Source organism: Pedobacter sp. Leaf250, assembly GCF_920984735.1.
Taxonomy (GTDB): Bacteria; Bacteroidota; Bacteroidia; order Sphingobacteriales; family Sphingobacteriaceae; genus Pedobacter.
Map to the genome: position 1 here is coordinate 128,763 of NZ_CAKLBU010000010.1, position 26,284 is coordinate 155,046.

The 26,284-nt window shown below is 35.6% G+C and carries 28 protein-coding genes and 1 tRNA gene; 16 read left to right on the plus strand and 13 right to left on the minus strand.

The window, feature by feature from the left end; translation table 11 throughout:
- Window positions 1-18 precede the first annotated feature (18 nt).
- From LUA91_RS11180 to LUA91_RS11205, 6 genes are all read left to right on the plus strand, one after another.
- Window positions 19-222 (plus strand): hypothetical protein, encoded by a 204-nt coding sequence (locus LUA91_RS11180; protein WP_231426134.1) that lies wholly within the window; start codon window positions 19-21, stop codon window positions 220-222.
- Window positions 223-291: 69 nt separating this feature from the next.
- Window positions 292-636 (plus strand): hypothetical protein, encoded by a 345-nt coding sequence (locus LUA91_RS11185; protein WP_231426135.1) that lies wholly within the window; start codon window positions 292-294, stop codon window positions 634-636.
- 207 nt (window positions 637-843) lie between these two features.
- Complete coding sequence (locus LUA91_RS11190) at window positions 844-1,929, plus strand: glycosyltransferase family 4 protein (protein ID WP_231426136.1); 1,086 nt, start codon at window positions 844-846, stop codon at window positions 1,927-1,929.
- Window positions 1,929-3,077 (plus strand): acyl-CoA dehydrogenase family protein, encoded by a 1,149-nt coding sequence (locus tag LUA91_RS11195; RefSeq protein ID WP_231426137.1) that lies wholly within the window; start codon window positions 1,929-1,931, stop codon window positions 3,075-3,077. The genes LUA91_RS11190 and LUA91_RS11195 overlap by 1 nt, the downstream gene beginning before the upstream one ends.
- Window positions 3,064-4,389 carry a bifunctional PIG-L family deacetylase/class I SAM-dependent methyltransferase gene (locus LUA91_RS11200; protein ID WP_231426138.1) on the plus strand — a complete coding sequence of 442 codons (1,326 nt, stop codon included), beginning with the start codon at window positions 3,064-3,066 and terminating at the stop codon, window positions 4,387-4,389. The genes LUA91_RS11195 and LUA91_RS11200 overlap by 14 nt, the downstream gene beginning before the upstream one ends.
- Window positions 4,390-4,394: 5 nt before the next feature.
- Window positions 4,395-5,453 carry a glycosyltransferase gene (locus tag LUA91_RS11205; RefSeq protein WP_231426139.1) on the plus strand — a complete coding sequence of 353 codons (1,059 nt, stop codon included), beginning with the start codon at window positions 4,395-4,397 and terminating at the stop codon, window positions 5,451-5,453.
- 85 nt (window positions 5,454-5,538) lie between these two features.
- On the opposite strand, the gene LUA91_RS11210 is transcribed toward LUA91_RS11205, so the two are convergent.
- Window positions 5,539-6,741 (minus strand): glycosyltransferase family 2 protein, encoded by a 1,203-nt coding sequence (locus LUA91_RS11210; protein WP_231426140.1) that lies wholly within the window; start codon window positions 6,739-6,741, stop codon window positions 5,539-5,541.
- Between the two features lie 392 nt (window positions 6,742-7,133).
- Between LUA91_RS11210 and LUA91_RS11215 the strand changes: the two genes are divergently transcribed.
- The 5 genes from LUA91_RS11215 to LUA91_RS11235 are packed head-to-tail and all read left to right on the plus strand — an operon-like array spanning window position 7,134 to window position 11,365.
- Window positions 7,134-7,643, plus strand: a complete 510-nt coding sequence (locus tag LUA91_RS11215; RefSeq protein WP_231426141.1) for a DUF892 family protein — start codon at window positions 7,134-7,136, stop codon at window positions 7,641-7,643.
- A 54-nt stretch (window positions 7,644-7,697) separates the two neighbouring features.
- The gene (locus LUA91_RS11220) at window positions 7,698-7,904 is read left to right on the plus strand and encodes a hypothetical protein (RefSeq protein ID WP_231426142.1); all 207 of its coding nucleotides are present in this window, start codon (window positions 7,698-7,700) and stop codon (window positions 7,902-7,904) included.
- A 38-nt stretch (window positions 7,905-7,942) separates the two neighbouring features.
- Window positions 7,943-9,073, plus strand: coding sequence for a UDP-galactopyranose mutase (gene glf / locus LUA91_RS11225; RefSeq protein WP_231426143.1), 1,131 nt, complete (start codon window positions 7,943-7,945; stop codon window positions 9,071-9,073).
- 1 nt (window position 9,074) lies between these two features.
- On the plus strand, window positions 9,075-10,220 hold the full coding sequence (locus LUA91_RS11230) for a glycosyltransferase (protein WP_231426144.1): 1,146 nt from the start codon (window positions 9,075-9,077) through the stop codon (window positions 10,218-10,220).
- Window positions 10,220-11,365 carry an amine oxidase gene (locus tag LUA91_RS11235; protein ID WP_231426145.1) on the plus strand — a complete coding sequence of 382 codons (1,146 nt, stop codon included), beginning with the start codon at window positions 10,220-10,222 and terminating at the stop codon, window positions 11,363-11,365. The genes LUA91_RS11230 and LUA91_RS11235 overlap by 1 nt, the downstream gene beginning before the upstream one ends.
- A gap of 69 nt (window positions 11,366-11,434) precedes the next feature.
- Here the strand turns inward: LUA91_RS11235 and LUA91_RS11240 are convergent, their stop codons facing one another.
- From LUA91_RS11240 to LUA91_RS11260, 5 genes are all read right to left on the minus strand, one after another.
- Window positions 11,435-12,016 (minus strand): hypothetical protein, encoded by a 582-nt coding sequence (locus LUA91_RS11240; protein WP_231426146.1) that lies wholly within the window; start codon window positions 12,014-12,016, stop codon window positions 11,435-11,437.
- Between the two features lie 146 nt (window positions 12,017-12,162).
- Window positions 12,163-12,780 carry a hypothetical protein gene (locus LUA91_RS11245; RefSeq protein WP_231426147.1) on the minus strand — a complete coding sequence of 206 codons (618 nt, stop codon included), beginning with the start codon at window positions 12,778-12,780 and terminating at the stop codon, window positions 12,163-12,165.
- Window positions 12,781-12,939: 159 nt separating this feature from the next.
- Window positions 12,940-13,119 carry a hypothetical protein gene (locus LUA91_RS11250; protein WP_231426148.1) on the minus strand — a complete coding sequence of 60 codons (180 nt, stop codon included), beginning with the start codon at window positions 13,117-13,119 and terminating at the stop codon, window positions 12,940-12,942.
- A 111-nt stretch (window positions 13,120-13,230) separates the two neighbouring features.
- Entirely contained in the window at window positions 13,231-13,728 is a 498-nt protein-coding gene (locus LUA91_RS11255) for a DUF4385 domain-containing protein (protein WP_231426149.1), read from the minus strand.
- Window positions 13,729-13,751: 23 nt separating this feature from the next.
- Window positions 13,752-14,528 carry a DUF72 domain-containing protein gene (locus tag LUA91_RS11260; RefSeq protein WP_231426150.1) on the minus strand — a complete coding sequence of 259 codons (777 nt, stop codon included), beginning with the start codon at window positions 14,526-14,528 and terminating at the stop codon, window positions 13,752-13,754.
- 118 nt (window positions 14,529-14,646) lie between these two features.
- Between LUA91_RS11260 and LUA91_RS11265 the strand changes: the two genes are divergently transcribed.
- Window positions 14,647-14,994: a hypothetical protein gene (locus LUA91_RS11265; RefSeq protein WP_231426151.1), complete on the plus strand. Its 348-nt coding sequence runs from the start codon at window positions 14,647-14,649 to the stop codon at window positions 14,992-14,994.
- Between the two features lie 2 nt (window positions 14,995-14,996).
- On the opposite strand, the gene LUA91_RS11270 is transcribed toward LUA91_RS11265, so the two are convergent.
- From LUA91_RS11270 to LUA91_RS11295, 6 genes are all read right to left on the minus strand, one after another.
- Window positions 14,997-16,040 carry a PAS domain-containing sensor histidine kinase gene (locus LUA91_RS11270; RefSeq protein ID WP_231426152.1) on the minus strand — a complete coding sequence of 348 codons (1,044 nt, stop codon included), beginning with the start codon at window positions 16,038-16,040 and terminating at the stop codon, window positions 14,997-14,999.
- An 83-nt stretch (window positions 16,041-16,123) separates the two neighbouring features.
- Window positions 16,124-16,771, minus strand: coding sequence for a response regulator transcription factor (locus LUA91_RS11275; RefSeq protein ID WP_231426153.1), 648 nt, complete (start codon window positions 16,769-16,771; stop codon window positions 16,124-16,126).
- A 187-nt stretch (window positions 16,772-16,958) separates the two neighbouring features.
- Window positions 16,959-17,462: an RNA polymerase sigma factor gene (locus LUA91_RS11280; protein WP_231426154.1), complete on the minus strand. Its 504-nt coding sequence runs from the start codon at window positions 17,460-17,462 to the stop codon at window positions 16,959-16,961.
- A 264-nt stretch (window positions 17,463-17,726) separates the two neighbouring features.
- Window positions 17,727-17,800 (minus strand) — tRNA-Ile (locus LUA91_RS11285).
- Between the two features lie 102 nt (window positions 17,801-17,902).
- Window positions 17,903-18,406 (minus strand): 2'-5' RNA ligase family protein, encoded by a 504-nt coding sequence (locus LUA91_RS11290; RefSeq protein ID WP_231426155.1) that lies wholly within the window; start codon window positions 18,404-18,406, stop codon window positions 17,903-17,905.
- A 93-nt stretch (window positions 18,407-18,499) separates the two neighbouring features.
- Entirely contained in the window at window positions 18,500-19,054 is a 555-nt protein-coding gene (locus LUA91_RS11295; RefSeq protein WP_231426156.1) for a hypothetical protein, read from the minus strand.
- 328 nt (window positions 19,055-19,382) lie between these two features.
- Between LUA91_RS11295 and LUA91_RS11300 the strand changes: the two genes are divergently transcribed.
- The 4 genes from LUA91_RS11300 (at window position 19,383) to LUA91_RS11315 (ending at window position 23,683) form a co-directional block, all read left to right on the plus strand.
- A complete protein-coding gene (locus LUA91_RS11300) occupies window positions 19,383-19,724 on the plus strand; it encodes a hypothetical protein (protein WP_231426157.1) in 342 nt (113 codons plus the stop codon).
- A gap of 114 nt (window positions 19,725-19,838) precedes the next feature.
- Window positions 19,839-20,843 (plus strand): ABC transporter transmembrane domain-containing protein, encoded by a 1,005-nt coding sequence (locus tag LUA91_RS11305; RefSeq protein ID WP_231426158.1) that lies wholly within the window; start codon window positions 19,839-19,841, stop codon window positions 20,841-20,843.
- Window positions 20,836-22,200, plus strand: a complete 1,365-nt coding sequence (locus LUA91_RS11310) for an HlyD family secretion protein (protein ID WP_231426159.1) — start codon at window positions 20,836-20,838, stop codon at window positions 22,198-22,200. Before LUA91_RS11305 ends, LUA91_RS11310 begins: the two co-directional genes overlap by 8 nt.
- 13 nt (window positions 22,201-22,213) lie before the next feature.
- On the plus strand, window positions 22,214-23,683 hold the full coding sequence (locus tag LUA91_RS11315) for a TolC family protein (protein WP_231426160.1): 1,470 nt from the start codon (window positions 22,214-22,216) through the stop codon (window positions 23,681-23,683).
- A gap of 97 nt (window positions 23,684-23,780) precedes the next feature.
- On the opposite strand, the gene LUA91_RS11320 is transcribed toward LUA91_RS11315, so the two are convergent.
- Window positions 23,781-26,219, minus strand: coding sequence for a PAS domain S-box protein (locus tag LUA91_RS11320; protein ID WP_231426161.1), 2,439 nt, complete (start codon window positions 26,217-26,219; stop codon window positions 23,781-23,783).
- Window positions 26,220-26,284: the final 65 nt, after the last annotated feature.

Consider the following 26,284-nt stretch of genomic DNA (forward strand, 5'->3'; position numbering starts at 1 on the left):
TATTTAAACAAATCAATCATGAAAATAAAAATATTAGTTTTTGGCTTGGCCATTTGTTGTTCTTTTGCCGCGTGTAATGGAAAGCAGGCAGATCAGGAAAATGCAGATAAAATGAATCAATATACAGATTCTACATCTTTGGATACTACTACCATTGATAGTAACAACGCGAACAAAATGGCCGATTCCACAACGAATGCGCCAGCCGATGCGAATCATTAACTAGATTGTTTAAGTTAACTTAAAACCTTGAACACGTTATGGTGTTTGGATTACAAAAGACTTAAGATTATGACAGAAGAGAAAAAACAACAAGCAATAAAATTACTAAAACAAGGGTTGGAAACTGTTCAAGAAAGAGAATATACTGAAATAGCAGAAGTACCAACTGAAGATGATGAAAGATTTGAAGTGAAATATAGCTTCGTGCATGATGGTATTGAAGGAATATTCACAGTTGTAGGTCGCAGTAGCGAAGTTCAGGCAGAAAATGAAGAAGAGGAGATAAAAATCAGCTTGTTAAGTGAATTTGCTGACGACTCTTTGCATTATGATTCGGCCACGGCAAAAGACCAGGTAGATAACGATTTGATTAACGTAGAAGAATATCTGCATCGCCACATTAACGAAGGATAATTTACCTTCCTTTTAATTGATACAAAGGTTGTTGGTTTATTCCATCAACCTTTTTTTAATATTCAATATTTTTCCAACTATTAGCTGGCAAAATTCTGAATCAGAATATTCATTTATCTTTCTTAAATAATCGATTTTCCATTTAAAAAAAACTTATAAGCGATTTCTTGTGTCATATATTATAGGATGCATTAACATCCGTTATTTATGAAGATCGGAATCATTGCACATCTTAAACATCCTATTGTTGCGCCATTTGCCGGAGGCTTGGAAGTATTTACACATCAAATTACCAAATTACTCACCCAACGTGGCCATGAGGTTATTTTATTCGCGAGTTCAAATTCTGACTCAAATTTACCAGTACATGCCATTCTTTCAGATGACCATTACGAATCATCAACCGGGATGAGAATAAAACGGAAAGATCTTCCATCAGAATATATTGCTGAACATCATGCTTATTTCAATTTGATGAATTCAATCGATCAGTATGATTTAGATATTATCTTCAATAATTCACTGCATTATATTCCAATTACCATAGCTAATATCGTAAAAACACCCATGTTAACTGTTCTACACACACCACCTTTTTACGAACTAGCACTTGCCATTAAAGCTGAGAGGCAAAACCCAACTATAAATTACGTAACCGTATCAAAACAAAGTGCCATCAACTGGCAAGATTTGATAGCACATTGCCCGGTTATATCAAACGGAATTGAGATGGACAGTTGGACAGCATATCCCAATTCATCAGAAGAATCGTACGCTGCATGGTTTGGACGCATACATCCTGATAAGGGATTGCATTTGGCTATCGAGGCGTGTAAAAAAGCAGGCATTAAACTTAAAATTGCCGGAGGAATAGCAGATAAACGATATTACGACCAGATGATTGCCCCGTTATTAGATGAAAGCACGGAAATACTTGGCCTACAAAATCAGCAAGAATTAAATCAGCTTATTGGTGGGGCGAAAGTTTGTTTGGTAACGCCTTGCTGGCAAGAGCCGTTTGGTTTGGTGGTAGCAGAAGCAATGGCATGTGGAACACCAATTGCTGGTTTTAAAATGGGTGCCCTACCAGAATTAATTAATGAAGATTGCGGCATATTAGTAGATTTTCCAAATACCAGTGATTTAGCCGCAGCCATTCATTCTGCAATAAAACTAGATCGATTAAAAGTTATAACAGCAGCCGCTAAATTTGATATTCATCGCATGATTGAATCTTATGAACAAATGCTTGAGAAATTAGCAACAAACAAATCCATTAAAAAAGCATCCTAATGATAGAAATTAAGCATGATAATGCCACACAAACTTTTGATCAGGTTGCATTCCAAAATATACTTCAAAAAATAAAACTTGAAGCAAGTACTTCTGAAAATAATCCGGAAGGATTAAAAACAGAATTTAAATGGCTAGAAGAAATCGGTGCATTAAAAATTGTACTTCCTGGAGAATTACTCGATTTTAATAAACCCAATATGCCAGCACTTTTAAATATGCTACAGGCTATTGGTAAAGTCAATTTATCGGTAGGTAGAATTTTTGAAGGGCATATCAATACTTTATACCTGATCCATCTTTATGCCAATGAAACGCAACGCAACCATTGGTTTCAAGGTGTACGAGATTATGGTCATCTTTTTGGGGTTTGGAATACCCAGGCCCAAAACGGCATTGAATTTTCTTCACAAGCCGATCAATATATAATTAATGGCAGTAAAACCTTTTGTTCTGGTGTAGGTATTGTTAACCGGGCACTAATTACCGGAAATATAAACCACGAGAACAGAAAAGGATGGCAAATGGTAATTGTTGATATGAGTAAAATTGCTGATGATAAAATAGATAAGGAAAGCTGGAAACCCTTGGGCATGAAGGCTTCACAAAGTTATACTGTTGATTTTTCGGGATATGTTACCGATGAATCGGATATGATTGCTCATCCGGGAATTTATTTAACTCAGCCTTATTTCAGCGGCGGCGCCATTCGTTTTGCTGCCGTACATTTAGGCGGTGCAGCGGCAATTGCCGAGAATACAATCGAGTATTTAAAAGATTTTAATCGAACAGAGGATCCTATCCAGCGATTAAGAATTTCAAATATAATGATGCAATTGGTTGCTGGAAAACTTTGGCTCGAAAAGGCAGGCAAAAATTATGATGAATGGGCAGATGATAAAAACCAAGAACAAGAATTGATAGCATTTGCAAACATGACCCGTGTAACTATAGAAGATATTTGCCTTCGCATAATGGATGAAAGCAATAAGTGCATTGGTGCACGCGGGTTAATGGCTCCATACGATATGGAACGTGTTTTCAGAGATTTATCTTTTTACCTCCGACAACCAGCGCCAGATGCAACCCGTTTAAATGTAGCAGATTTTTTCATCAATAAACAAAAAGCTACCCATGAGTTTATTTGATAAAGAAACCTTTAGAGAATTGGCCGTTCAAACCAGTGATGAAGAATTAAATTTTATAAATAACTGTTTAATTTTAATACCTCATCCTGATGATGAATCATTAGCCTGCGCAGGCTTTATAGCTAAACTTGTAGAAAAAGGGGTTCATTTTAAAATTATCCTAACCACTGATGGAAGTCGTTCGCATCCAAATTCAAAAAAATTTCCAGCTGAAAAACTCACTGATTTACGTAAAAAAGAGTTAAAACAGGTTATTGCCTTACTTGGACTAGAAACTGATGTTTTAAAATGTTATGATTGCCTTGATTCGGCAATGCCTGCCCGTGGAGAACCTGGTTTTGATGAACTGGTGGCAATACTTGCGAACGATTTAAAGTCTTTTAAGCCTGATTTAATTCTGGTTCCATACGAACTTGATCCTCATCGCGATCATCGTGCAACATGGCAATTGTTAATGTCGGCACTTGAGAAAGGAACTATTACTCGTCCAATAATCTGGGAATACCCCATTTGGCTTTATGAGAACGCTGCGAAAAGCGATCTCCCTCATCTTAAACCTGATGAACTTCGTTTTGTTGATGTATCTAGTTATAGCAAACTAAAGCAAAGCTGTATTGAAGCGCATGTTTCGCAAACTACTAAAATGATTGACGATGACCCGAATGGATTTATCTTAAGTTCGGAAATGATTGCAAATTTTACTACGGGAAAGGAATACTTTATGGAGCGTAAAAAAATCAATCCAAACGCTACCCTATCCGAAGATTATTTTGAAAGCCTTTATACAAATAGTGATGATCCATGGAATTTTGAAAAGAGCGAATATGAACGTAAAAAATATGAAGCTTCATTAGCAGCCATTCCAAAGTTATTGTACATCAATGCCCTGGAAATAGGCTGTTCAATTGGTATTTTTACATCATTGCTTGGTGTTTACTGTAAAAGTCTCACAGCTATTGACATTAGTAAAACAGCCTTGGAAAAAGCTAAATTACGTTCATTAAATTCGCCACATATCAAATTTAAACTGGGGGGCATTCCTGGCGACTTTCCTAACGAGAACTTTGATTTAATTGTAATGAGCGAGGTTGGTTATTATCTTTCGATGGAGGATTTGCTTGTAACCCGAAATCTGATCGAAAATCAATTAAACAGCGATGGAATCTTATTATTGGTGCATTGGACGCATTTTGTTGTAGATTATCCCATATCGGGCGATGATGTACATGAATGTCTTAAACAATCTACTCTTACCCATTTGGAAGGTTCTCGAAGTGATGATTATAGAATAGACGTTTTTCAAAAGAAATAATCACCATGGCGGATTTTACCATAGCATTTTATGTTCACCATCATGGTTCAGGTCATTTGATGCGCACTATGCAAATTATAAAAGCACTAGGTAATTATCCAATTCTCTTGATGGGCAGCGGGCTAAAAAAATTAATTGATGTTCCATCAAACGTTCAGCTCGTTCATTTACCGCTTGATATTGCTTCGACAGGTGAAAAGGAATCGATCAACAGTAACTCTTCTATGGCTTGTCATTACGCACCTTTGGGTATCAAAGGAGGCAGAGATCGTGTAGCTATAATGACTAAAATTTTCAGTGATCATTTTCCAATGATCTTAATTGTTGATGTGTCTGTTGAAGTAACTTTACTCGCCAGGTTAGCTGGTGTTCCAACAATCGTTATGCATCAACATGGAAAACGCCAAGATTTGCCTCATCAATTAGCCTATGATAGCGCCGAACTACTAATTGCGCCCTATCCCCTTTCGATTTATATGGATAAAAAAAACGAATATTTTGCAAAAACTGTTTTTGCCGGTGGCTTTTCAAAATTTGATGAATTGGAACGCAGTGGAGAAATTAATTCTAAACGGATTTGTATTTTAATTGGAAATGGCGGTACATCCATTAATGATGAGGTTTTAAATACAATCGCTTCAGCTTGTTCCGATTACGAGTTTCATGTATTGGGATTATGCAATGAAGAAAATGACAATCCTGTTAATTTAAAATTTCATGGAAATGTAGATAATCCCCATCAATTGCTTGATCAGGCGCACATCATTATTGGCAATACCGGACACAATACCGTGATGGAAACTGCAAGTTTAAATAAACGATTTATTGGAATTCCAGAATCACGGCCATTTGATGAGCAAATTGAGAAAGCTAAAGCCATTGAAAATCGATCAGGAATAACAATTGTACTTCCAGAAGAACTGCTCCACGCGAATTGGCCGTTAATTATAAGCGAATTAAGTGAGAAGATGGTGGATTGGAATGGCGTAATCAATTCTTCGGCGATGGATATTATTGCTAAAAACATCATTAAAACTGCTAAAAAGTGTTTTCAGTTAGCCTAAACTTAATGACATGTCGATTTCATAAAGATATAATTGTTCATTTCATTACCAATTTGAAAGATCAATTCTCATGCTTTTAATAGATTTAACCTACCATTGCTTCTGAATCCATTAAAACATTATTATTTAATTCTTTAATGGTTATTTTTCTCGTTTGATGAAAGTGCATTCGTAAACTGTTAATCGCCAGATTGATCGATTGATAATGAATGGAATGGTGCAGCCCTTCATGCAAATACTGCTCAACTTTCTCCCAAAGCGATTCGAAATAAATACTGGTAGTTATTAAATTAATCAAACTTGTATGATTAATATCTGCCCATTTTGATAGTTGCACTAAACTTTGGTTCGCATTAATTAAGGATTTTCCATCGTTCCATATTTTGCGCAAATTGTTCTTGAATTCAAATTTAAAAATTAAAGTTTCCAGAGATTCGACCTGTTCCTCTTCGCTCCTTAAACTCATATCCGACCAGTGTTTTAGCTGAACAGAAAAACCAAATTTCACTCTTCCGTCTAATCTTCCGGAAGTATATATGCGTACATGTGGGGAATGGCGGATTTTTGCATCAACTCTTTTCAATGCTTTTCGGAATTCTTCATCTTCTAAATATGGTATAATTGGTAGCCTACCTGCCTTTTCATACATTTCGCAGGTAACGGCTAAACTTGGTCCGTAACACTGAAAATGCCGAGGCCAGGGATTAGATTCACATGGATCAATTGCTGATTCTAGCTGGCTTTTTAAAAACCTGTAGGTTACATCGCGTAAGTGGTGCGTTCGGCTAATCGAGGGGGTATCTTTTGGTAAAATTCTTCCACCAACAACATCTGCCCCATGGCTAATTTCCTTTAAAATGTGATAAATCCAATCTGGAGCCACTTCGCTATCTGCATCAGTAGAAACTATTATTCCTTTTTCTCCTGCCACATTCGTAAGTCGCCTGTAAGCTGCATCCATCAACAATCTTCTCGCTGTTCCAATATGAGCAGATTCTTTGTTAAGTAAAATGCGCTCAATATGTAAGTTAAATCGGGGATGATTTTGTTGATACGCTTTACAAATATTAAAAGTATCATCACTGCAATTATTGGCTAATACCAATATTTCGTATAAATCAGAGTTAATGGCAACTCCCAAATCGTTCAACTGAAAGCGTAAAGCATCAAGCGTTTGAATAATAAATGCCGATTCATTTTTTGCAGGTACAATTACCGAAAGTTTAAGTGATGGGTTAATTTTTCCATCAAAAAGAGATTTTGCTTTCGTAGGCAAATTTTGGTTCATATATCCTAGTTAAATCCAAAATCCTGCATTATGCAGAAACTTGTACAGGTAAATTTTGCTTTTGAAATAGCGGGAATGATATTTATAGTCTTTTGATAAACAGACTACGTTTAAGGAACACTATATTTTAATCAATTGTTTAATGTATTATCATGCAATTAATACGCAAAGAAATGCGTAGCAGAATAATGGAATTTAATCCTGCATCCCCATTGTTAAAAATGCATTCTCAAAAGTATCAATTTGCGAGCATCAATTACGGTGTAAATACCTGCTTTTAAAAGCGCAATACCTGATTATTTCAAAGCCCAAACCAAAGCCACTAATAAGCAGTTTTATGGATGATTGAAGCAAAAATTTTGATATTTTTTATACCATAAAACTAACTGTTGATGGCTAATAAACCATTACAAACTAGTAAAAGGCAAGCTGCCTATCAAAAGTTTGAAGATAAAGCGTTTCATCACTTTTTTGTTAGTGAGTTAGCCAAAATATATGGATTGGAAAAAGAATTATCGATTATCATTTCATTGAAACATGGTGTTATTAGCGAATTTGGCAGCACACCATATCGATTTCTACAGCAGGAAACACTGATAAAAATATTGAGGCTCGATCAGGTCTTCATGTTAATTGATGAACAACCTGTAATCCAAAATGTAAAAATATTGGGTAACTATTTTCAAACCCTAAGTCAGCAGCGAAGTGGTGAGGATACAAAAACTTTTGAAATTGGCTTTGCAATATTAAGGCTAGTACATTATAAACAACCTGTATATCGATTCTTGAAAACTTATGCCACAAAAATGAATAGATCAGATATCGCAGAGTTATTAAACCGCACTTTAAGTAACGATCAAATGCTGATCAAAACGGTTATACAAGGTTTAATCAAACATTAAATTTTAAGATGATAAAATGCTAATCAAGATAAATGACATTGCTAAACAGAAATAATGATTAACATTTCAAAGTATCGAATGCTCTCTGAAGATATTTTCGATGTAGAGGTAACTGGCCCAACAGAATTAACAATTGTAGTTAACATAGATGCAGATATTAAGGAAATAATAAAGAAAGTAAATGCTTTTAATGCTTCCCAACAATCTGAAATACAATTTTCTACCATTTATATCTATGATAACGGCAGGACGATTGAATAACTTCTAACATTTAAAACTATAGAAAACGCAATATTTATATGCAAAAAAAAGAATATGATTATTTAATAGTTGGGAGTGGCCTTTTCGGCAGCGTGTTTGCAAACGAAGCGACTAAAAGAGGTAAAAAATGTTTATTGATTGATAAGCGAAATCATATTGGTGGCAATGTTTATTGCGAAAAAATTGAAGATATAAATGTTCATAAATACGGTGCACATATTTTCCATACCAATGATAAACACATTTGGGATTATGTAAATTCTTTTGTAGAGTTTAATCGTTATACCAATTGTCCGGTGGCAAATTACGAAGGGAAACTGTACAACCTCCCCTTTAATATGAATACATTCTATCAGCTTTGGGGTGTTAAAACTCCGAAGGAAGCAAAGGAAAAAATTAAATCTCAAATTGACCAGGCTTTAATTACCGCTCCATCTAATTTAGAAGAACAAGCCATATCGTTAATTGGTAAAGATATTTATGAGAAGTTGATAAAAGGCTATACCGAAAAACAATGGGGACGGCCTGCTCATGAATTGCCTGCTTTCATCATTAAAAGATTACCAGTTCGTTTTACTTACGATAACAATTATTTCAATGACAAATACCAGGGAATACCTATTGGCGGTTATAATAAATTAATTGATGGTTTATTAGTCGATTGCGAAGTTAGAACAGGAATTGATTTTTTCAATAACAAAAGCCAATGGACTGATTTGGCTGATCATGTGGTTTTTACCGGTAATATCGATCAATTTTATGATTACAGATTCGGAAAATTAGCTTACCGAAGTTTAAGATTTGAACATGAAATTTTAGAGGAAGAAAACCACCAAGGCAATGCCGTTATTAATTATACGGAAAGAAATATTCCTTACACCAGAATTATTGAGCACAAACATTTTGAGTTTGGTACCCAGCCAAAAACGGTGGTAACAAAAGAGTACCCAGAAGAATGGACACCAGAAAAGGAAGCCTACTATCCAATTAATGATAAGCACAATAATGCATTATTCGATCAGTACAAGCGCTTAAGTCAATTGGAGCAGAATGTAATTTTTGGAGGAAGGTTAGCAACCTATCAATATTACGACATGCACCAAATCATTGGGTCGGCACTAAAAACAGCCACCGATCATTTCAATAAAACTATCCCTAACCCAATATAATATGAATATACAGAAACCACTGTTGCCTAAAAATCTACTCTGCTTTTCCCACCTTCGATGGGATTTTGTTTTTCAGCGCCCACAGCATTTAATGAGCCGCTTTGCAAAAGAAATGAACGTATATGTGATGGAAGAACCCATTTTCGATGGACAGGAATCCAGCTATTTAGCCATTGATAAAAGAGAAGAGCAACTTACCATTATTGTTCCGCACATTACTCCCGGTTTGGATCATGAGCAAGAAAATCTTTTAATGAAGAAATTGCTGACCGATTTTATAGGCGATTCTTCTTTAGCCGACTGGATATTTTGGTATTATACACCAATGGCGCTTCAATTTTCCGATCATCATGCTGCAGCATTAACCGTTTTCGATTGCATGGATGAATTATCAGCTTTTGATTTTGCACCCAAAGAACTTGTTTTACTGGAAAAAAAATTACTTAAAACTGCAGACGTTGTTTTCACCGGAGGTCATTCTCTTCACGAAGCTAAAAAAGAACAACATAATAATATTCATGTTTATCCGAGTAGCATTGATAAAAAACATTTTAGCAAAGCGAGAACGATCGAAATTGAACCAGAAGATCAGGCCGCTATTACCGGAATTAAACTCGGATTTATTGGCGTTATAGATGAACGTTTTGATGTAGCACTCATTCGGGAAATTGCCGAAAAGCGACCAGAATGGCAAATTTTATTACTTGGACCTGTAGTAAAAGTATCGATGGATAGTTTGCCAAAAGGACCGAACTTGCATTATTTAGGTCAAAAAAACTATCAAGAGCTCCCATCCTATTTATCTGGTTGGAATGTTGCACTTATTCCATTTGCCATAAATAATTCAACACGATTTATTAGCCCTACAAAAACGCCGGAATATTTAGCGGCTGGATTAAGAGTGGTTTCTACCCCCATTCGAGATGTAGTAAAGCCCTATGGAATTGAAAAATTAGTGAGTATTGGATCTAACGCTGATGAATTTATCGAAGCCATTGAACAAATTATTGCTTCAAAAGATGAGAAAAGCTGGAAAAATAATGTGGATGATTTTCTGGCGGATAAATCATGGGAAAATACTTATGAAGAAATGAAAAAGAAAATGCTATGGACATTATTTGAAACTGATAAATTATTAGCCAGTTAATGGAAAACAACAATCCATTTAAAAGCTTTTGGATGGCAGGTTTTGAATGTTCTGATCAGCTGAATCATTATGGGAACCGTGTAGATTTACTTACAGAAACCGGGCACATTAATTTAATAAATGATGATTACAAACTCATTTCGGGTATTGGCATCACTACGGTAAGAGAAGGAATTAGATGGAGCCATGTTGAGCGAAAACCTTATACCTACGATTTTTCGACCGTTGCAAAAATGATCGATGCAGGACGAAATGGTGGGATACAACAAATTTGGGATATCTGTCATTTTGGTTATCCTGACGACTTAACACCACTTCACCCACATTTTACCCAACGTTTTGTTGGTGTATGCAATGCCTTCGCAACCTTTTATCGCGATTATTGCCCAGGTGATCAGCTTATTGTAACACCTATTAATGAGGTTGGATTCATTTCGTGGCTGGGAGGCGACCATGCCAGTACAACACCTTATGCCCGTGGTATGGGTTGGAATGTTAAATATGCTTTGGTAAGGGCTTATATTCAGGCAATTAAAGCTTTTAAGGCAGTTGATCCTAATACGCTGATTATGAGTACAGAACCAATTGTAAATATTGTTCCTGCTTTAGATGCGACAATGGAAATGGTTATACAAGCAGAAGAAGCTCATGATGTACAATTCCAGGCAACAGATATGCTTACCGGAAAAATGTGCCCCGAATTAGGTGGATCGAAAGATTTGATAGATTACATGGGTTTTAATTTTTACTACAATAATCAGTGGGTGGCTAGTGATTTTTCGGGTCTGCCCTGGGCAAATAACGATCCCGACCCGAGATGGAGAGGACTTTCATCACTATTTGTAGAGGCCTACCATCGTTACGGTATTCCAATTGTATTGGCCGAAACCAGTCATCCAGGAGAACATCGCCCAAATTGGTTGGAACTGATTACCCGCGAATGTATTAAAGCCTTGCAATATGGTGTTCCACTTAAAGGCATTTGTTTATATCCAATAATTGATCGCCCAGATTGGGATCATTTACACTACTGGCATCATTCCGGATTGTGGGATGCAGATGCTGAAAATCCATTTGCACGGGTTTTATATGAACCTTATGCCGATGCCATTCAAGCGGCTATGAAAGTGATCAATATTTATTGATCAGCATTCTCTTCCAAATAAAAAGGGCAACACCTATAAGATGTTGGCCCTTTTAAAATTGAATTTAAATTATTTTACGTCGCCTTTAACCTTGTTTGCAGTACGCTGACCAGGAAGATAGATTTGAAAACCAAATGATAAATTCAAATTGTTTTGTGTAGTTGCACTACCAAAGCCTACTAATCCATTATATTTTAACAAAGTTTCTAAACCAATATTTGGTGTAATAAAATAAGCAAAACCAGGACCAACACTTAAGTTTAAGCCATTGGTATTACCACCACCTTTGCTCACGTTTACACCACCAATTCCAGCAGTTGCTTCAGCAAAGAAACGACCATGACGTAAAACTTCTACATCCGATCCTGCATAATAACGGCCTAATGCACCAACACCGTAACTTGTTGTTGTATTTGAGTTTTTAGCAGTTTCCAAACCGAAGTTTACATAACCACCCAAAGCAAGATTATCCTGTATAAACCAAGCCGCTTTTGGCGTAATATCCACACTAAAAATTTTTGGGTCGTCCAGACCAAGGTTAATGTTTGTTAAATTTCCACCAACCATTACGTTGCCTTTTTGAATTTGTGCGTTAGCCACACCAGCAAATAATGCGAAAGAAAATAAGCTCGAGATAAAAATCTTTTTCATATAAATGTTTTGTAAATAATGCCATCAATAGCGATGACTATTTGCCAAACACATGCTGAAAGATAATGTTTTGATTAATTGAAAAGGTTGACTGATTGTAAGCTAATTAGCTTTTTAAGATGATGTTAGTATGATAAATAACTATGTTAATCAGTTTTTATTAATCCTTTAATTAAACTTTTCCACTGGGGATACGACAATCCAATTCTTGCTGCGGTACCTACAATAGCATTTCGGAAATTATCTAATCCGTTACCAGTTTCCATATTGGGCGATTCATTTCTGGCATGTTCTTCGGCCAGAACAACATTTTTAATCCGCTTAATTTGAAAGGTTGATGTAGCACGATTTTTTAAAAAGTGAGCTGTTTTACCATCAGGATCTAAAGGATGAGATGATGGACGGACCCTGATTGTGAAAATATCTTCATCAAAATCAACTTCTGCAAATATGGCTTCTACCTGAACCCAATCGTAACCTTTACCAATCTTTGTACCCGGGCCAGGAATATCAATTCGAATATAGTCACCTTCTATTACCTCCCTATCGCATTTTCGGCCTGCATGATCAAAAAGCTTAAACGATGATAATGGAATATGAGACATTTCGCCCCATCGGTTTACATCCGAAAGTCTTTGCTTAACTTTTTGAAAAAATTCTAAAGCTTCGTAGTTATTATCAAATTCAACTTTTTCTATGGCATCCGTTTCAGCACCACTTTGGTGCACAGGAATATGGTCTTGGCTGATAATTTCTTTTTCCATTAGAATAAATATTTAAACTAACATAAAAACATGTAAAATTTAGATTTTGTTCCCTGTATAAGTACTGCAATTTATAGATATGATTTTAGCAAATACGCAGTTATAGGTGGGTTAAGTACCTATCTTCAAATTAGTTGTAATCCTAGCTATCTAATGCTATTAGTATTTTTTAACGGTATCTTCTGCTGTTAATCTTTTCGCCGGCTGGATAGAGTCTTTCTTTTTTGCTGTATCATCCAAATCTTTGTAATGATTTCCTTTCTCTGGTTTGTAATTGGAGCAACCTGCAATAGATGCAGACATAATAGCAATGCAAAAAATGATTGGGATGGTTTTCATAGTCTTTAGTTTAAGTAATGATTTATAAGTACAATCATCAATTTTAGACCATTGTTTTATAAATCGCTGTAATAGCCCTTTAATAACTTATTAATAATCATTTCTTAAGATTTATCCATATTTTTCCTTCCATGCTAGCTTTTGCTGTTGATAATCAGGTTGATTTTCGGCTCTTTTCCAATAGTCATAAAAAATGGCAGCAGCCTCGGCTTTCATTTCTTCGCCAGTTCCACGCTCCAATAGCGCAAAATCGTTGTCTTTATCATACTTTTTCCCACCTTTATAATTGGCATATCTTCGGGCTCGGGTATAACCCATCTGCAGGTATTTTCTCGATAAATCAGCACCAACAAAATCATCATTTGATAAATAGCTTAAAAATAATTGATATATCTTTTCCGCACTCTTAATGGCCACCTCGGGGTTCTTAAATCTCCAGAAGGGTCCAATTTCCGATTTGTATGGTTCGCAGATTAAAACCCCTTGTTCGCCCTTCCCAACTTTATATTGCGTTGGGTGTTTTCTGTAATCAATATCTGGTTTCCACTGATAATTGGTAATCTCAAAATCTACATAAGAAGGTTTTTTATTTTTTGGATGATCTGTCATGTTCGTATTAATAGTAAATCATTTCAGTTATTATCTAAATCCATTGATTCTTTAACTAATGATTGCAATAAATTTAAGTTTCCATGTGCATCGCCCATTGTATTATTAAAATAGGCGAAAACCGTTTTACCTTCTTCCATCCAGTCTTTAACATAACTGGCATATTCAGAAAGCAGTGATTCTGAATAACTTCCTTTATAATTACCACCAGGCCCATGAAATCGTAAATAAACAAATGGCGCATCACTCATCTGCATCGGACTTGCCGAATAGGCTTTATCATGAATTACAGATGCCATATTATATTCTGCTAACAGTTCGCTCACTTCTTCTACATATAGTGAAGGGTGGCGAAATTCTATTGCAATTTTCCATAACTGATTTTGATCACCATTCCTCAATTCTGCCATCAGGTTTTGTATTTGCTTAAATTGGCCAATGCGTACACTTTGCGGAAATTGAACGAGTAAACAGCCTCTTTTTTCTTCAATGTGATTAATGACCTCAAAGAACTGATGTATTTCAGCTGGGTTAAAAGCCAAGTTTTTACGATGTGTTATTTCTTTAAAAATCTTGAAGGTAAATTTGAAATTGTTTGGCACTTCAGAATACCATCTTTTTATGGTAGAGGCCTGAGGGATTTTGTAAAAAGTGCTGTTTACCTCAATACTATTCATTAAAGAACCATAGTAACACAATCTCGAACGTTCTTGATACTCTTTCGGATAAAATGCTTTATTAGGTACAGGCAGTAGCAATCCACTTGTTCCGGTATAATAATTCCCAATTGTGTTTTCCATTGCAAACTTTTATCATCAACATTGATAAGCCAGAAATTGTTGTCTAAATCAACTTAATTAAAGTAAAAATTGAATGCAAAAAACTAAAACCTAAGCGATTTTAATTGGTTATACCATTATGAAGGATTTAACGATACAACAACTGTTTGATCAATACCAGGATATTATTTTGGAAGTGGAGCTTGCCAAAAAAAACATTGATGAAACTCAACTGAAGGATCTTTCCGATGAGAAATACATTTCAGCTGAAGAGGCAGAAAAATATGTACGTGATCATGCAGACAGAGAACGCAAAATGGCCCATTTGGAAACCGTTAGTCAAGAATGGTCTGAAATTTCTGATGATCTTGCCGCAAAGCTTTGTATCATTAATACGAAAGTAATGGTACACGATAAAAGAGATAATGCCAAAGCACTGATATATTGCATAGATGGTGCTGTTATGGTAGAAGACACCGAAGATTAAACTTAATCTTTTGGAAGCTCGATGTAAAACGTTGTTCCTACTTCTTTTTCACTTACAAACCAAATTCTGCCATTGTGTAAATCAACAATATCTTTTATAATATTCATTCCCAAACCGCCTGATTCTTCCCCATTTAAACCTTTTCTTAGCACAGATTTTTCATTCTGAAAAAGTTTGGCTTTTATATGTTCCGGGATGCCAATGCCATTATCGCTTACCGCTACTACAACAGATTCTCCCCGATCTTCGGCATTCACATCAATTTGTCCGCCAAAGGCAGTAAATTTAATTGCATTTGAAATTAGATTATTAATAACCTGCATAAATTTCATGCTATCCAATTGCATGTAAATATTTTCATGTTGAGCATTAAATTGAAAATTTCGGATCTCGCGTAGGTGCGATCGTTTATAAAATCGAACGATATCTTTTAATTCCCAAATTAAATCTACCCTTTCCTTTTTAATCGCTACTACCGATGATTTTAAAAATTCGTGATTGACCATGCTTCTGATCAATTTTAAATTTCTTTCACATATATCAGCTATGAACTGCAATGTATCTTTAAATTCTTCTTCAGCAACCTTCCCAAATTTATCTTCAATTGAAGATACAGCCATTTTGATCATGCCCAAAGGTTCTTTTAAATCGTGTGAGAGCACTTCTAAAGTCACATTTTTTCTGGCGTTAATCTGTTCTATGTGAATTTTATTTTCACGACTTATGGTAATGTCTTCCAAAATACCATAAACCATTTTGCTATCTGCTTCTAAAAAGGCGGTACACTTTAAAAATTTCACACGTTCATCTGATAGCAAAATTCTAAATACATATTTTTTTGAGCCTCCGTCGGCCAATAATTCATCATAACAACTTTCTACATGGAGAATATCTTCAGGATGAATGGCTTTTAACCACAGGTTATTATCTGCCTTAAAAGAATCAGAACTACATTCAAATATGTTTATTAGTGCTTCATTGTGATAAATGATGGAAGATGAATTGGTATCAAAAATCAAATAACCATCCGTTGCGGACGAACTCATTTGACAAAAAAGCTGATTTTTATTATCAGGCATGTGCTGAATAATTATGATGGATAAAAAAAGTAAGTGTCGTTTTCGATAATCTAATCGATAATGCCATTGGCATAAGCAAAGCGCATCAAAACTGCTGTATTTCTCGCTCCGGTTTTATCAATTAAGCTTTGTCGGTGACCTTCTACCGTTCGTTTACTGATGAATAATTTATCAGCCATTTCAACATTAGTTAATCCTTGTCCAATTAATTGCAATACTTCCTTTTCACGGGAAGAGAAATCTGTACTTTTCATTTTGAAACTAGGAACCAACTCCTTTTCTATTACATGATCGATGATTGGAATAACTAAACTTGCGCAGATATAGCGCTCACCCATTAATAATCTGCCTATTGCAAAAAATAACTCTTCTGCATCAACTGATTTAGTTAAAAAACCTTTGGCACCAGCTTTTATGGTTTGGTATAAATTGGAATCACTTTCCATCATCGACATAATTAATACAGGAATATCAGGATGAGAAATTTTAATACTTTCAAGCATCGAAATACCATCCATTAACGGCATACCAATATCTGAAACAATTAAATCTGGAATTATACCTTTATTTAAAGCATCAATAACCTCCTGCCCATTATTCGCTTCCCATGTTACCTGATACTGATTTGTTGATTCCAGCAACATTTTAAGACCATTTCTAATCACTTTGTGATCTTCAGCCAATATAATTTGTTTCATTAATTTTAGGGCATTTTCATCTCTTGGCTAACATGAGTTTTAGGGAGGAAAAGTATCGTGTAAACACAAGTTATTCCAGATAGTTTTAATACTGCTGATTTATATTTTCATCAAAGAAATCACTACAAAATGCCGGATGCAATTAAGAGCTTCTACATATATTGGCATTATTCATTCAATAAATTAGCTATCTATAAATTTTAAGATATTTCTTTAAACCCAGCCTTGCCTGATGAATATGTGTTTTCACTGTGCCGATTGGAATATTCATTTCTACGGCAATTTCTTCGTATTTATATCCTTCAAAGTAACGTTGAAATGGTATTCTATATTCATCTTTAAGTGAGTTCATGGCTTTGCCAATATCCTGCATGGCAAAGGTTTGCTCTCCGCCATTTCTTGTGGCACTCTTTACCAGATGAGCACTTGTTAAATCTTCCTCAACAGTAATTACTTCCTTTTTCCTACTGTTTTTATTAAAGTCATTAATGAAAGTATTTTTCATAATAACAAATAACCACCCTTTTAAATTTGTGCCTCTATCAAACTTATCGCAAAAACGAACACCTTTAATCAAAGTTTCCTGAACCAGATCCTTTGCATCGTCTTCATCTTTGGTAAATTTAAGCGCATGGCTCATTAATTGTTTTTCGTGGCTACTAATGGCTATAGTAAATTCATGCTGATCCATAAATACATTTAATTGAGTTAGACAAATGGTTACGATTCTCTTAAGAATGAATACGCAACACGATAAAGATTAATTGGTTTTAGTTAGGAAAAAAACCAGTATAAACACCTATAGATAATTAAGTATTAAACGCATCAATGCAAGTTATACGAATTTTTAAAACGCTTTTTATTTGTAGCTAATTTGATTGAGGCTTGTGCATTAGAAGAACTACCGAGAACAAAAAAGCCCTTTAGCATTCACTAAAGGGCGACTTTTTGTATGTGGGCCCACCTGGGCTCGAACCAGGGACCAAAAGATTATGAGTCTTCTACTCTAACCAGCTGAGCTATAGGCCCGGAAAAAACTTTCGTTTTTTTGAGAGTGCAATGTTACTAAATTGCTTCGAATATTGGAAAATGTTTTTTAAAAAAATATCAACTAAATTCAATAAGCTATTTTTAAAGCCTGTTTGCAGCTTGGAATGGAAAATAGCTGACGTGTTTCCAGGGGCCGCCTAAATATTCCCAAAGATCTAAACCTAAACCTTGAATGGCGAAAGGTGTGAAATCAGATTGAAGTGTTGCATACAAGATTTTGGAAACTTCTGGCTCAACTTTGTTTTGAATCGTAATATGCGGACGGTAACCTTGTTTGTCTTGCGCTGTTAAATTATCCCAAAAACATTTGGCCAGCTTTAACCTGATATCATTTAATTCCTCACTATCGATTTTATAAGCAACACCCCTTCCCAATTGTTTCAATGCAGATACTATAAGCCAAAATGGTTCGACCTTTAGCGAGCTTAACACCTTTTCTAAATCTTTATAATTAATTAGATGATGGAATAGAGTGAGGTGTGCGTTTAACAGATTTCTTTCTATTGGAAAATAGGTTTTTCGTTGTTGATCAAAAAATGCCTGTGCTTCTTGATCTATTCTTAGTGTGAGTATGTAAACTTGCATGTAGTGAAACTAAATTCTGATTGAGCAGGATCAGTATCTCTTTGAACAGCAACAATATCAAATGGTTTTCAGATCACAACGTACAAACAAAAACTATTTATTGTTTTTATCGTAAAATTTAAAAAAGTCGTTTAATCTGAAAATTTTAGATAAAAAAGAATAATCCTGATTTATCCGGTTGTAATTTTCGAAAGCAGGTTCTTCATTATCAATATTCCCCTTTCCAAAAGTCCTATCTGGAATAAATAAGTCTGTAGTTAGAACAGGTTCGCCCAAAAGAGAAAAAATTTCCCGGCCCTCTACTTGGTACGGTTTAAACTCACGTTTTAAATCTTTTTTGGTATAAATGATATTATAGATTACATATTTAGATTTTGTTGGATTGACCACACCGTATTCCGTAGGCTCAAGGTTTAAATCTTGATTACTGATATCATAAGCTTTGCAATCAATTTTATGTTTTCCAATTTCTAAATTAACTTTTATATAGATATTTGCAGGTACTTCATAACCTTTTCCATCGATACTAACTGAAATTACTTTATTAGTTGGATTATCAATTAGGGTTGCACCATTTAGCTTTGCTTTCCAAACCAACTCGTAAAAGCCGTAGCCAACAAAAGCCAGAATAACAAATAACAGAACCAAAATTCTTGCTGCTGTATTTTTTTTGATGATGTCTCAACCGCTGCCATGTTGATATTTTTTGGTGAATGGATTTTATGATTTCTTTCCCAAAAAAATAATCCAGTCATTACTAATAAAAACATGTCGATTTATATTCACCGGCTTTAATTCCTAATTCGCGGGATATTGTTTATTAGTTTGATAAAACCTAAACGGCGATCAATTTCTAATGCCTTTTTAATAATAGTATAACAATTAAGTTATTGTATCTATAAAATAGTTGAACTTGACTTTTATATGAGCCTTAATATTCACCACAAACATTTTCGATTCTATCTTTGTATAACAAATGATGAGGCACTTAAGATATAATTTCACCAAGAGCATTTTTGGCATTTTGCTGTTGAGCATGTTGATGCTGAAATTTTTCTCTTATTCTATTTCGTCTTTTTCATCTTCGCTTAGTGCTTATTCTATTGAAAAAAATGCGGAAGATAATCATGACAAAGAAGAGGAATCATTTGATAAAGCTAAAAAGAAACTTCAACTATACGAGTCGTCTTCTATCATTCACGAAGGTTTACATTATTTTAATAGGTTACCACTTCCAACAGAAACATATAAAGGTAGCGTAATTATTTTCCTCCCACGGAATGTACCTACGCCGCCTCCAGACTATTTTACATCATAATTTCTTTAATTATTTTGAAAATTGTGATGGATAAATTGTAATATTTGCATATCCGTTAGTCCATTGCAGAGTTTCTGCAACAACTTTAACTCTATCTCTAATTTCTACATATAAATGAAAAATCATCACATTGTCGGAGCGCCAACGCCCTGGCAACGCTTGGTACGTATGCTCCATTTGGAGCGCAGAACCATCAATTACATTTACATATACGCCTTACTAATTGGTTTGATTGGCTTATCACTGCCATTAGGAACCAGTGCTGTATTTAATTTGCTTTCTAACGGTGCTGTTTACAGCTCGACCTATATTCTAATTGCTGTTATATTAGTCGGGATTGTAGTGGGCGGTATTTTATTAATTGGCCAACTTACACTGGTTGAATTTTTGGAGCAGAAAATTTTTACAAAGGCCGCTTTAGAATTTGCATTTCGTTTGCCACGAATTAAGAAAAAAGCTTTAGAAGGTGAGAATCCATCAGAATTAATCAATCGGTTTTTCGATATCTTAACGATACAAAAAGGACTAACCAAATTATTGGTAGATATTATTGCCGCAGGAGTACAAATTTTCTTCAGTGTAATTTTATTATCGTTCTACCACCCTGTTTTTATGGCCTTCGGAACATTTGTACTTTTGGTAATCATATTGGTTTTGATTTTATACTATCGCCGTGGGGTACAAACCAGCATGGAAGAATCGAGCTATAAATACGAAGTGGTTGCCTATTTAGAAGAAATTGCTGGAGATTTAGATAGCTATAGGGAAAGTAAATCTAAAAGGAAAGAAATTATAGACCGCACTGATGAGATTACAGCAAATTATATTCAGGCCCGTAATGATCACTTCACAGTATTAAGAAATTTTTTCATGAGTGCGGTTGCTTTACGTACCATTTTAATGGGTTCACTTTTATTGATGGGATCTTATTTCGTTGTGGAACGCCAAATGACTTTCGGCCAGTTTGTTGCTGCAGAGGTAATTATAGTTCAAATTAGCTATGCCATTGAAAAACTGATGACTAATTTAAATACGGTTTTTGATATGGTAACCGGAAGCGAAAAACTAGCCATAGTAACCGATTTGGAATTAGAGGAAGGAGAGCCAAATCATGGGTAGAATCAGTAATAATTTAGCTCAAATTAAAGAATGGGAGAAGCTTTCCACACATGCTAACAGGAGGATTATTGATGCTAAAGGACCAAAAAGGTTAGGTAAGGTAGCGCTATTTGTGCTTGTTTTCTTTATCGTTTTATTGTTTCTTCCCTATCGCCAAACTATACCCGGACGAGGAACTGTTACCGCATTACGACCTGAAGACAGGCCGCAAACTGTACAGAATCAAATAGGTGGCAGAATAGAACATTGGGCGGTAAGAGAAGGTCAGGAAGTAAAGAAAGGCGATACCATTTTAATTATCTCTGAGACCAGTCAATCCTATTTCGATCCGGAATTGCCTACTCGACTTAGCGAACAGCTAGATGCGAAAAGAGGTAGTGAAACCGCAGCTGTACAAAAAATGGACGCCACTCGATCTCAAATAGATGCTTTGAGTGATGGCTTACGTTACCAGATGAAGGCTGCAGAAAATAAAGTTCTCCAGGCGAGAAACTATTTAAGCATTGATAGTGCCGACCTTTTAGCTGTCCAAAAATTTTATGAAACTGCAAAGGTTCGTTTAGAGCGTTATGAAGCCGGCTATAAAAATGGATTATTTTCGCTAACCGATATCGAAACAAGAAGATTAAAATTGCAGGAAGATAATGCCAAAGTGATTAGTCAGCAAAATAAATTGGGCAATTCAAGACAAAACTTGTTGAATTCAATTATCGAGTTAGACAACATTCGGGCAAAATATCAGGAATCATTGGCAAAGGCCCAATCAGATATGAGTTCGGCCATTTCCAGCCGGGCAAGTGCGCAGGGAGAAATTTCAAAACTGCGAAATGATATTTCAAATATTAACGTTAGAAGAAGTTTATACGTTGTACGTGCGCCTCAAGATGGTTATGTGGTAAAAACACTGAAAGCTGGTATTGGCGAAAATATCAAAGAAGGAGAATCGGTAGCAACATTGCAACCAAAATCGCCAATGGTAGCAGCAGAATTATATGTAAGCGCCATGGATGTTCCTTTGATTTTAGATACAAGCAATGTGCGTTTACAGTTTGAAGGTTGGCCATCCGTTCAATTTTCGGGCTGGCCATCGGTAGCTGTTGGTACATTTGCAGGACAAATATTTTCCATTGATAAAGTAAGCAGTTCTGACGGGAAATACCGCGTATTAATTAGTCAAACTAATCCAGTACCCGATAACGATGAGCCATGGCCGCCACAATTACGCCAGGGATCGGGAGTTTATGGACGAATCATTCTTAGATCGGTTCCGTTATGGTATGAAATCTGGCGTCAGCTTAATGGCTTTCCACCAAGCTTAGAAAGGGAACCTGCCAAGAGTTTGACGGATACAAAATAAAGAAGTATTTAAAATGAACATAAAATTGAAAAGCTTTGCTGTTTGCTTTATCTGGCTTTTATTAACAAGCCAATTTAGTGCGGCACAGTTAAAACCGAATCCGGTCATCAAAAAAAACATTGATACTGCTCGAGTTTTCGCTTTGGAAGATTTACAAATGTTGGTATTTAAATATCACCCGATAATTAAACAGGCAGCATTATTAAGTGAGGCTGCCCGTGCCAACGTTTTGCAATCGTTGGGTTATTTCGATCCGACGCTAAAAGCTGGTTTTGCCAGGAAACTATTTGGAAATACTGAATATTACAATAAATGGGACAGTGAGCTTAAAATTCCACTTTGGCTTGCCGGGGCCGATTTAAAAATTGGTTATGACCGCAATGTGGGTACATACGTAAATCCTGAAAGCCAAACCAATTCGCAAGGTTTATCGGCAATTGGAATCAGTATCCCCTTAGGTCAGGGATTGATTATTGATGCCCGCAGAAATACTTTGCGGCAATCGAAAATTATGGTGGAGTATGCAGAGGCCGATAGACTGAAACAAATAAATAGTGTTTGGTATGGTGTGGCCAAAGACTATTGGAATTGGTATTATGCTTATAAGCAATTTCAACTTATTGAAGAAGGTTTGGAACTGGCCGACCGACGTTTTAAAGCCTTGAGTACACAAACCATTATAGGTGATAAACCTGCGATTGATTCGGTAGAAGCTTATATTACGGTTCAAGAGCGAATTATTCAGAGAGAAAAAACTGCGATTGAATTGCAAAATGCCCGTTTGGTTTTATCAAATCATTTATGGAATGATGAAGGAAATCCGCTTGAATTACCTGCAGATGCCATTCCTCAATATGTTAATCAGGCGCCAAATCGGCCTAACCCTTTGGTTTTAGATACCTTATTGGGGCAATCTGCAAACCTGCATCCCGATTTGGTTAAGCTGCGAACAAAAGGTGCACAACTAGAAATTGAACGGAGTTACAGGCAGGAATTGTTGAAACCTAAATTGAATGTTATTGGTAATTTAATATCCAATCGAACCAGTTTCAACAGCAATATTCCTGGTTATTATGATTTCAATTGGAGTAATTACAAAGTGGGTATTGAATTTGCATTTCCGCTGTTTTTAAGATCAGAACGTGGAAAATTAAGGGAAGTGAAAATTAAACAACAAGAACTGAATTTCGAAATTCAACAATCTGGAAGAGAAATTAGAAATAATATTGTTGCCTCTTATAATGATTTATCGGCATATTCTGCTCAGTTATCAGTTCAGCAAAAAAGCATCGAAAACCAGCAAATTCTCGTTAACGGAGAAAACCAAAAATTTACACTTGGAGAAAGTAATTTATTTTTGATTAATAGTAGAGAAACGAAGTTGATTGAAATGAAAATTAAACAGGAAAGTATGATTTCCAGTTATCAAAAAACCATAGCAGAACTATATTATAAAGCAGGAACGAATCAGATTACAAATTAAAGCCATTAAAATACAACCCTAAGTAATACAGAAATAACTTAGGGTTTCTTTTATTTATAGCAAGCATTACAGAAAGGAAATCAATCTTTATTTTTTCCTAAATGCTGAAATAAAAAGTTGAGCCAGTTCCCAACTCGCTTTCTACCCAAATTTTACCGCCATGTCGTTCAATTATTTCTGCCGATAGATATAGTCCAATTCCAAATCCTGAAATAATGTTTGTTTTTTCATTTTGAACTCGATAATATCGGTCAAAAAGTTTAGGTATATCATCACTGGAAATTCCTGTTCCGGCATCGCGTACGCTTAGCACAACCTGCTGGTTAACTTTTTCGCATTGCAGATAAATTTTTGAATTTGTGGGAGAATATTTAACCGCGTTACTTAATAAGTTATTGATTACCAGCGAAATTTTATCCTCATCAGCATGTACCCAAAATTCACTACATGGTGAATAAACAATTTGATGCGTGGTTATTAACGCTTCATATTCATTTTTAAGATCGTTCGCTAAAGCACAGAGATCGAAATTACTTTTGTTTAGCTGTATTTTACCAGATTCCAACCTGGAAATATTTAAAAAACCATTGATCATGGTATTCATTTTCTTTACTTGAATCTGAATCTTATCTACAAAGGAATGGCCATCAAACGCTGCTATATTTTTGGTTTTATGCTGAAGAAGCTGAATATAGCCTTTAATAGAAGTTAATGGGGTTTTAAGTTCATGGCTAACCATGGCAATGAAATCATTTTTTCGCTGTTCATCTTCTTTTTGGCCAGTTACATCCATTACAACGGCATTTACCCTTTCATTTATACCTTCTTCATCCTGATATACTTTTCCAACCACTCGCATCCATCTCCGTTCGCCAGTAATTAAATGTTTAATTGCATAAGTGCTATCTACCGGAGTACCAAATTCTATTGCGTGGTGCAATACGGTATTAACTTCATCTAAAAACTCAGGCTCAACAGCTTCTAATACCATTTCCCAAGAAATATCATCCTCAAGGGGAAGGCCGTATTGCTTTCTGTATCGAACGGACATATCTGCTTTACCCGTTTTCAGATCAAGCGTACAACTTCCTAACTCGCCTGCATCAAAAGCTGTTAGTAAACGCTCTTCGCTATCAATAAGTCGGAGATTTGCATTCACCAACTGATCATTGGCATGAACCAATGCTTTATTTATATATTCAATTTCTAAGAAATGTTGCTTCTCATCAGTGATATCAATGCCAGAACAGATATATCCGATAAAATCTCCCTCGGTATTTAATCTCGTAGTCCCTCTTAACCGAATCCACCTGTAATTTCCATCACTATCCAGTAATCTAAACTCATTAACAAAATCCTGTTGCTTTTCAAATACCTTAAAAAAACGCTGCATGATATCAGCATGATCATCGGGATGTAAGTAATTTTCCCAGTTAAAGGTTTGCAGATTACTGTCAGACCATCCTGTTAAAATGTACCAGGCATTATTGAGGTATTCCAATTGCCCTTTATCATCAATAAGTGAGATTAAAATATCGCTTTTTTCGGCCATATTCCGAAACCTGGCTTCGCTTTCAACAATAGTTTGTCGGGCCAAAACCTGCGGCGTAACATCAATAGCAATACCTAAAACTCCTGCTACTTGATCATGATCATACAATGCTCTGTAAATCACATCATAGTAACCTGCTGTTTTTACCCCATCCCGAACCAAATCCACCTTTTCGGCATATATTTCCAATGGCTTACCTGTGTTATATACGCCATAAAGTGCTTCTACAATTGGTTGACCAACAATTTCGGGAACACCTTCAAATAATGATTTCCCAATGATGTCGGATGTTTTACCCAGAAATTGAAGCATGGCATCATTAACGATTTCAAAAGTCATGTCTTTACCCCTGAAAACCTGCATCGCTACAGGACTGTGCTCAATAACATTCCGATATTTTCGCTCACTTGCCAAAAGTTCTTCTGTTCGGTTTATCACATCCGATTCCAGCGATATGTTTAATGCGATCAATTCATCATGGGCAGAGGCTAAATTTTTATTTAGTGCATCCACCTGCTGCAAATTAGCTTGGTTATCATCACGACTCTGCTCCGCATCTAATCTTGATAATATTTGCTCTGTTACGTTATTTACCGATTGAATGATATAGAAAAGTTCGCCATCTTCAGTAAAAATTGGCGTATGTGTAGGTTCCCAATACCTCACTATAAACTTATCAGGATGGTTACTATCCACAATATCATATCGTTGCACAGACATTAAATGAGTTTTGCCGTGGGCAACAACATATTTAAGAGAAGCAAGAATATTGTTTTCTCCGTCTGCATCTTTAATACTAGGATTATCTGAAAAAGCATCGAAGATATATTTACCAATTATATTTTCTCTGTTTGAATTTGTGGCCTGCAAAAAAAGGTCACTCGCGGTGAGAATATAAAAATCAACAGATAATACGAGAAACATTGCAGGCGCAGCTTCCAGCGCTTTAAGTGTTTCAAATGATGGGATTTTACTTTGAGGCATGAAAATGATAAACAATGGAGATCAATTCAAAGATAAGGAGTTTAGCTGATTTATTTTAGGTGTAC

Excerpts from the sequence above, each read along its gene's own strand:
- LUA91_RS11180 (WP_231426134.1), top strand. The coding sequence starts at position 19 with ATGAAAATAAAAATATTAGTTTTTGGCTTGGCCATTTGTTGTTCTTTT.
- LUA91_RS11185 (WP_231426135.1), top strand. The coding sequence starts at position 292 with ATGACAGAAGAGAAAAAACAACAAGCAATAAAATTACTAAAACAAGGG.
- LUA91_RS11190 (WP_231426136.1), top strand. The coding sequence starts at position 844 with ATGAAGATCGGAATCATTGCACATCTTAAACATCCTATTGTTGCGCCA.
- LUA91_RS11195 (WP_231426137.1), top strand. The coding sequence starts at position 1,929 with ATGATAGAAATTAAGCATGATAATGCCACACAAACTTTTGATCAGGTT.
- LUA91_RS11200 (WP_231426138.1), top strand. The coding sequence starts at position 3,064 with ATGAGTTTATTTGATAAAGAAACCTTTAGAGAATTGGCCGTTCAAACC.
- LUA91_RS11205 (WP_231426139.1), top strand. The coding sequence starts at position 4,395 with ATGGCGGATTTTACCATAGCATTTTATGTTCACCATCATGGTTCAGGT.
- LUA91_RS11210 (WP_231426140.1), bottom strand. The coding sequence starts at position 6,741 with ATGAACCAAAATTTGCCTACGAAAGCAAAATCTCTTTTTGATGGAAAA.
- LUA91_RS11215 (WP_231426141.1), top strand. The coding sequence starts at position 7,134 with ATGGCTAATAAACCATTACAAACTAGTAAAAGGCAAGCTGCCTATCAA.
- LUA91_RS11220 (WP_231426142.1), top strand. The coding sequence starts at position 7,698 with ATGATTAACATTTCAAAGTATCGAATGCTCTCTGAAGATATTTTCGAT.
- glf (WP_231426143.1), top strand. The coding sequence starts at position 7,943 with ATGCAAAAAAAAGAATATGATTATTTAATAGTTGGGAGTGGCCTTTTC.
- LUA91_RS11230 (WP_231426144.1), top strand. The coding sequence starts at position 9,075 with ATGAATATACAGAAACCACTGTTGCCTAAAAATCTACTCTGCTTTTCC.
- LUA91_RS11235 (WP_231426145.1), top strand. The coding sequence starts at position 10,220 with ATGGAAAACAACAATCCATTTAAAAGCTTTTGGATGGCAGGTTTTGAA.
- LUA91_RS11240 (WP_231426146.1), bottom strand. The coding sequence starts at position 12,016 with ATGAAAAAGATTTTTATCTCGAGCTTATTTTCTTTCGCATTATTTGCT.
- LUA91_RS11245 (WP_231426147.1), bottom strand. The coding sequence starts at position 12,780 with ATGGAAAAAGAAATTATCAGCCAAGACCATATTCCTGTGCACCAAAGT.
- LUA91_RS11250 (WP_231426148.1), bottom strand. The coding sequence starts at position 13,119 with ATGAAAACCATCCCAATCATTTTTTGCATTGCTATTATGTCTGCATCT.
- LUA91_RS11255 (WP_231426149.1), bottom strand. The coding sequence starts at position 13,728 with ATGACAGATCATCCAAAAAATAAAAAACCTTCTTATGTAGATTTTGAG.
- LUA91_RS11260 (WP_231426150.1), bottom strand. The coding sequence starts at position 14,528 with ATGGAAAACACAATTGGGAATTATTATACCGGAACAAGTGGATTGCTA.
- LUA91_RS11265 (WP_231426151.1), top strand. The coding sequence starts at position 14,647 with ATGAAGGATTTAACGATACAACAACTGTTTGATCAATACCAGGATATT.
- LUA91_RS11270 (WP_231426152.1), bottom strand. The coding sequence starts at position 16,040 with ATGAGTTCGTCCGCAACGGATGGTTATTTGATTTTTGATACCAATTCA.
- LUA91_RS11275 (WP_231426153.1), bottom strand. The coding sequence starts at position 16,771 with ATGAAACAAATTATATTGGCTGAAGATCACAAAGTGATTAGAAATGGT.
- LUA91_RS11280 (WP_231426154.1), bottom strand. The coding sequence starts at position 17,462 with ATGGATCAGCATGAATTTACTATAGCCATTAGTAGCCACGAAAAACAA.
- LUA91_RS11290 (WP_231426155.1), bottom strand. The coding sequence starts at position 18,406 with ATGCAAGTTTACATACTCACACTAAGAATAGATCAAGAAGCACAGGCA.
- LUA91_RS11300 (WP_231426157.1), top strand. The coding sequence starts at position 19,383 with ATGATGAGGCACTTAAGATATAATTTCACCAAGAGCATTTTTGGCATT.
- LUA91_RS11305 (WP_231426158.1), top strand. The coding sequence starts at position 19,839 with ATGAAAAATCATCACATTGTCGGAGCGCCAACGCCCTGGCAACGCTTG.
- LUA91_RS11310 (WP_231426159.1), top strand. The coding sequence starts at position 20,836 with ATGGGTAGAATCAGTAATAATTTAGCTCAAATTAAAGAATGGGAGAAG.
- LUA91_RS11315 (WP_231426160.1), top strand. The coding sequence starts at position 22,214 with ATGAACATAAAATTGAAAAGCTTTGCTGTTTGCTTTATCTGGCTTTTA.
- LUA91_RS11320 (WP_231426161.1), bottom strand. The coding sequence starts at position 26,219 with ATGCCTCAAAGTAAAATCCCATCATTTGAAACACTTAAAGCGCTGGAA.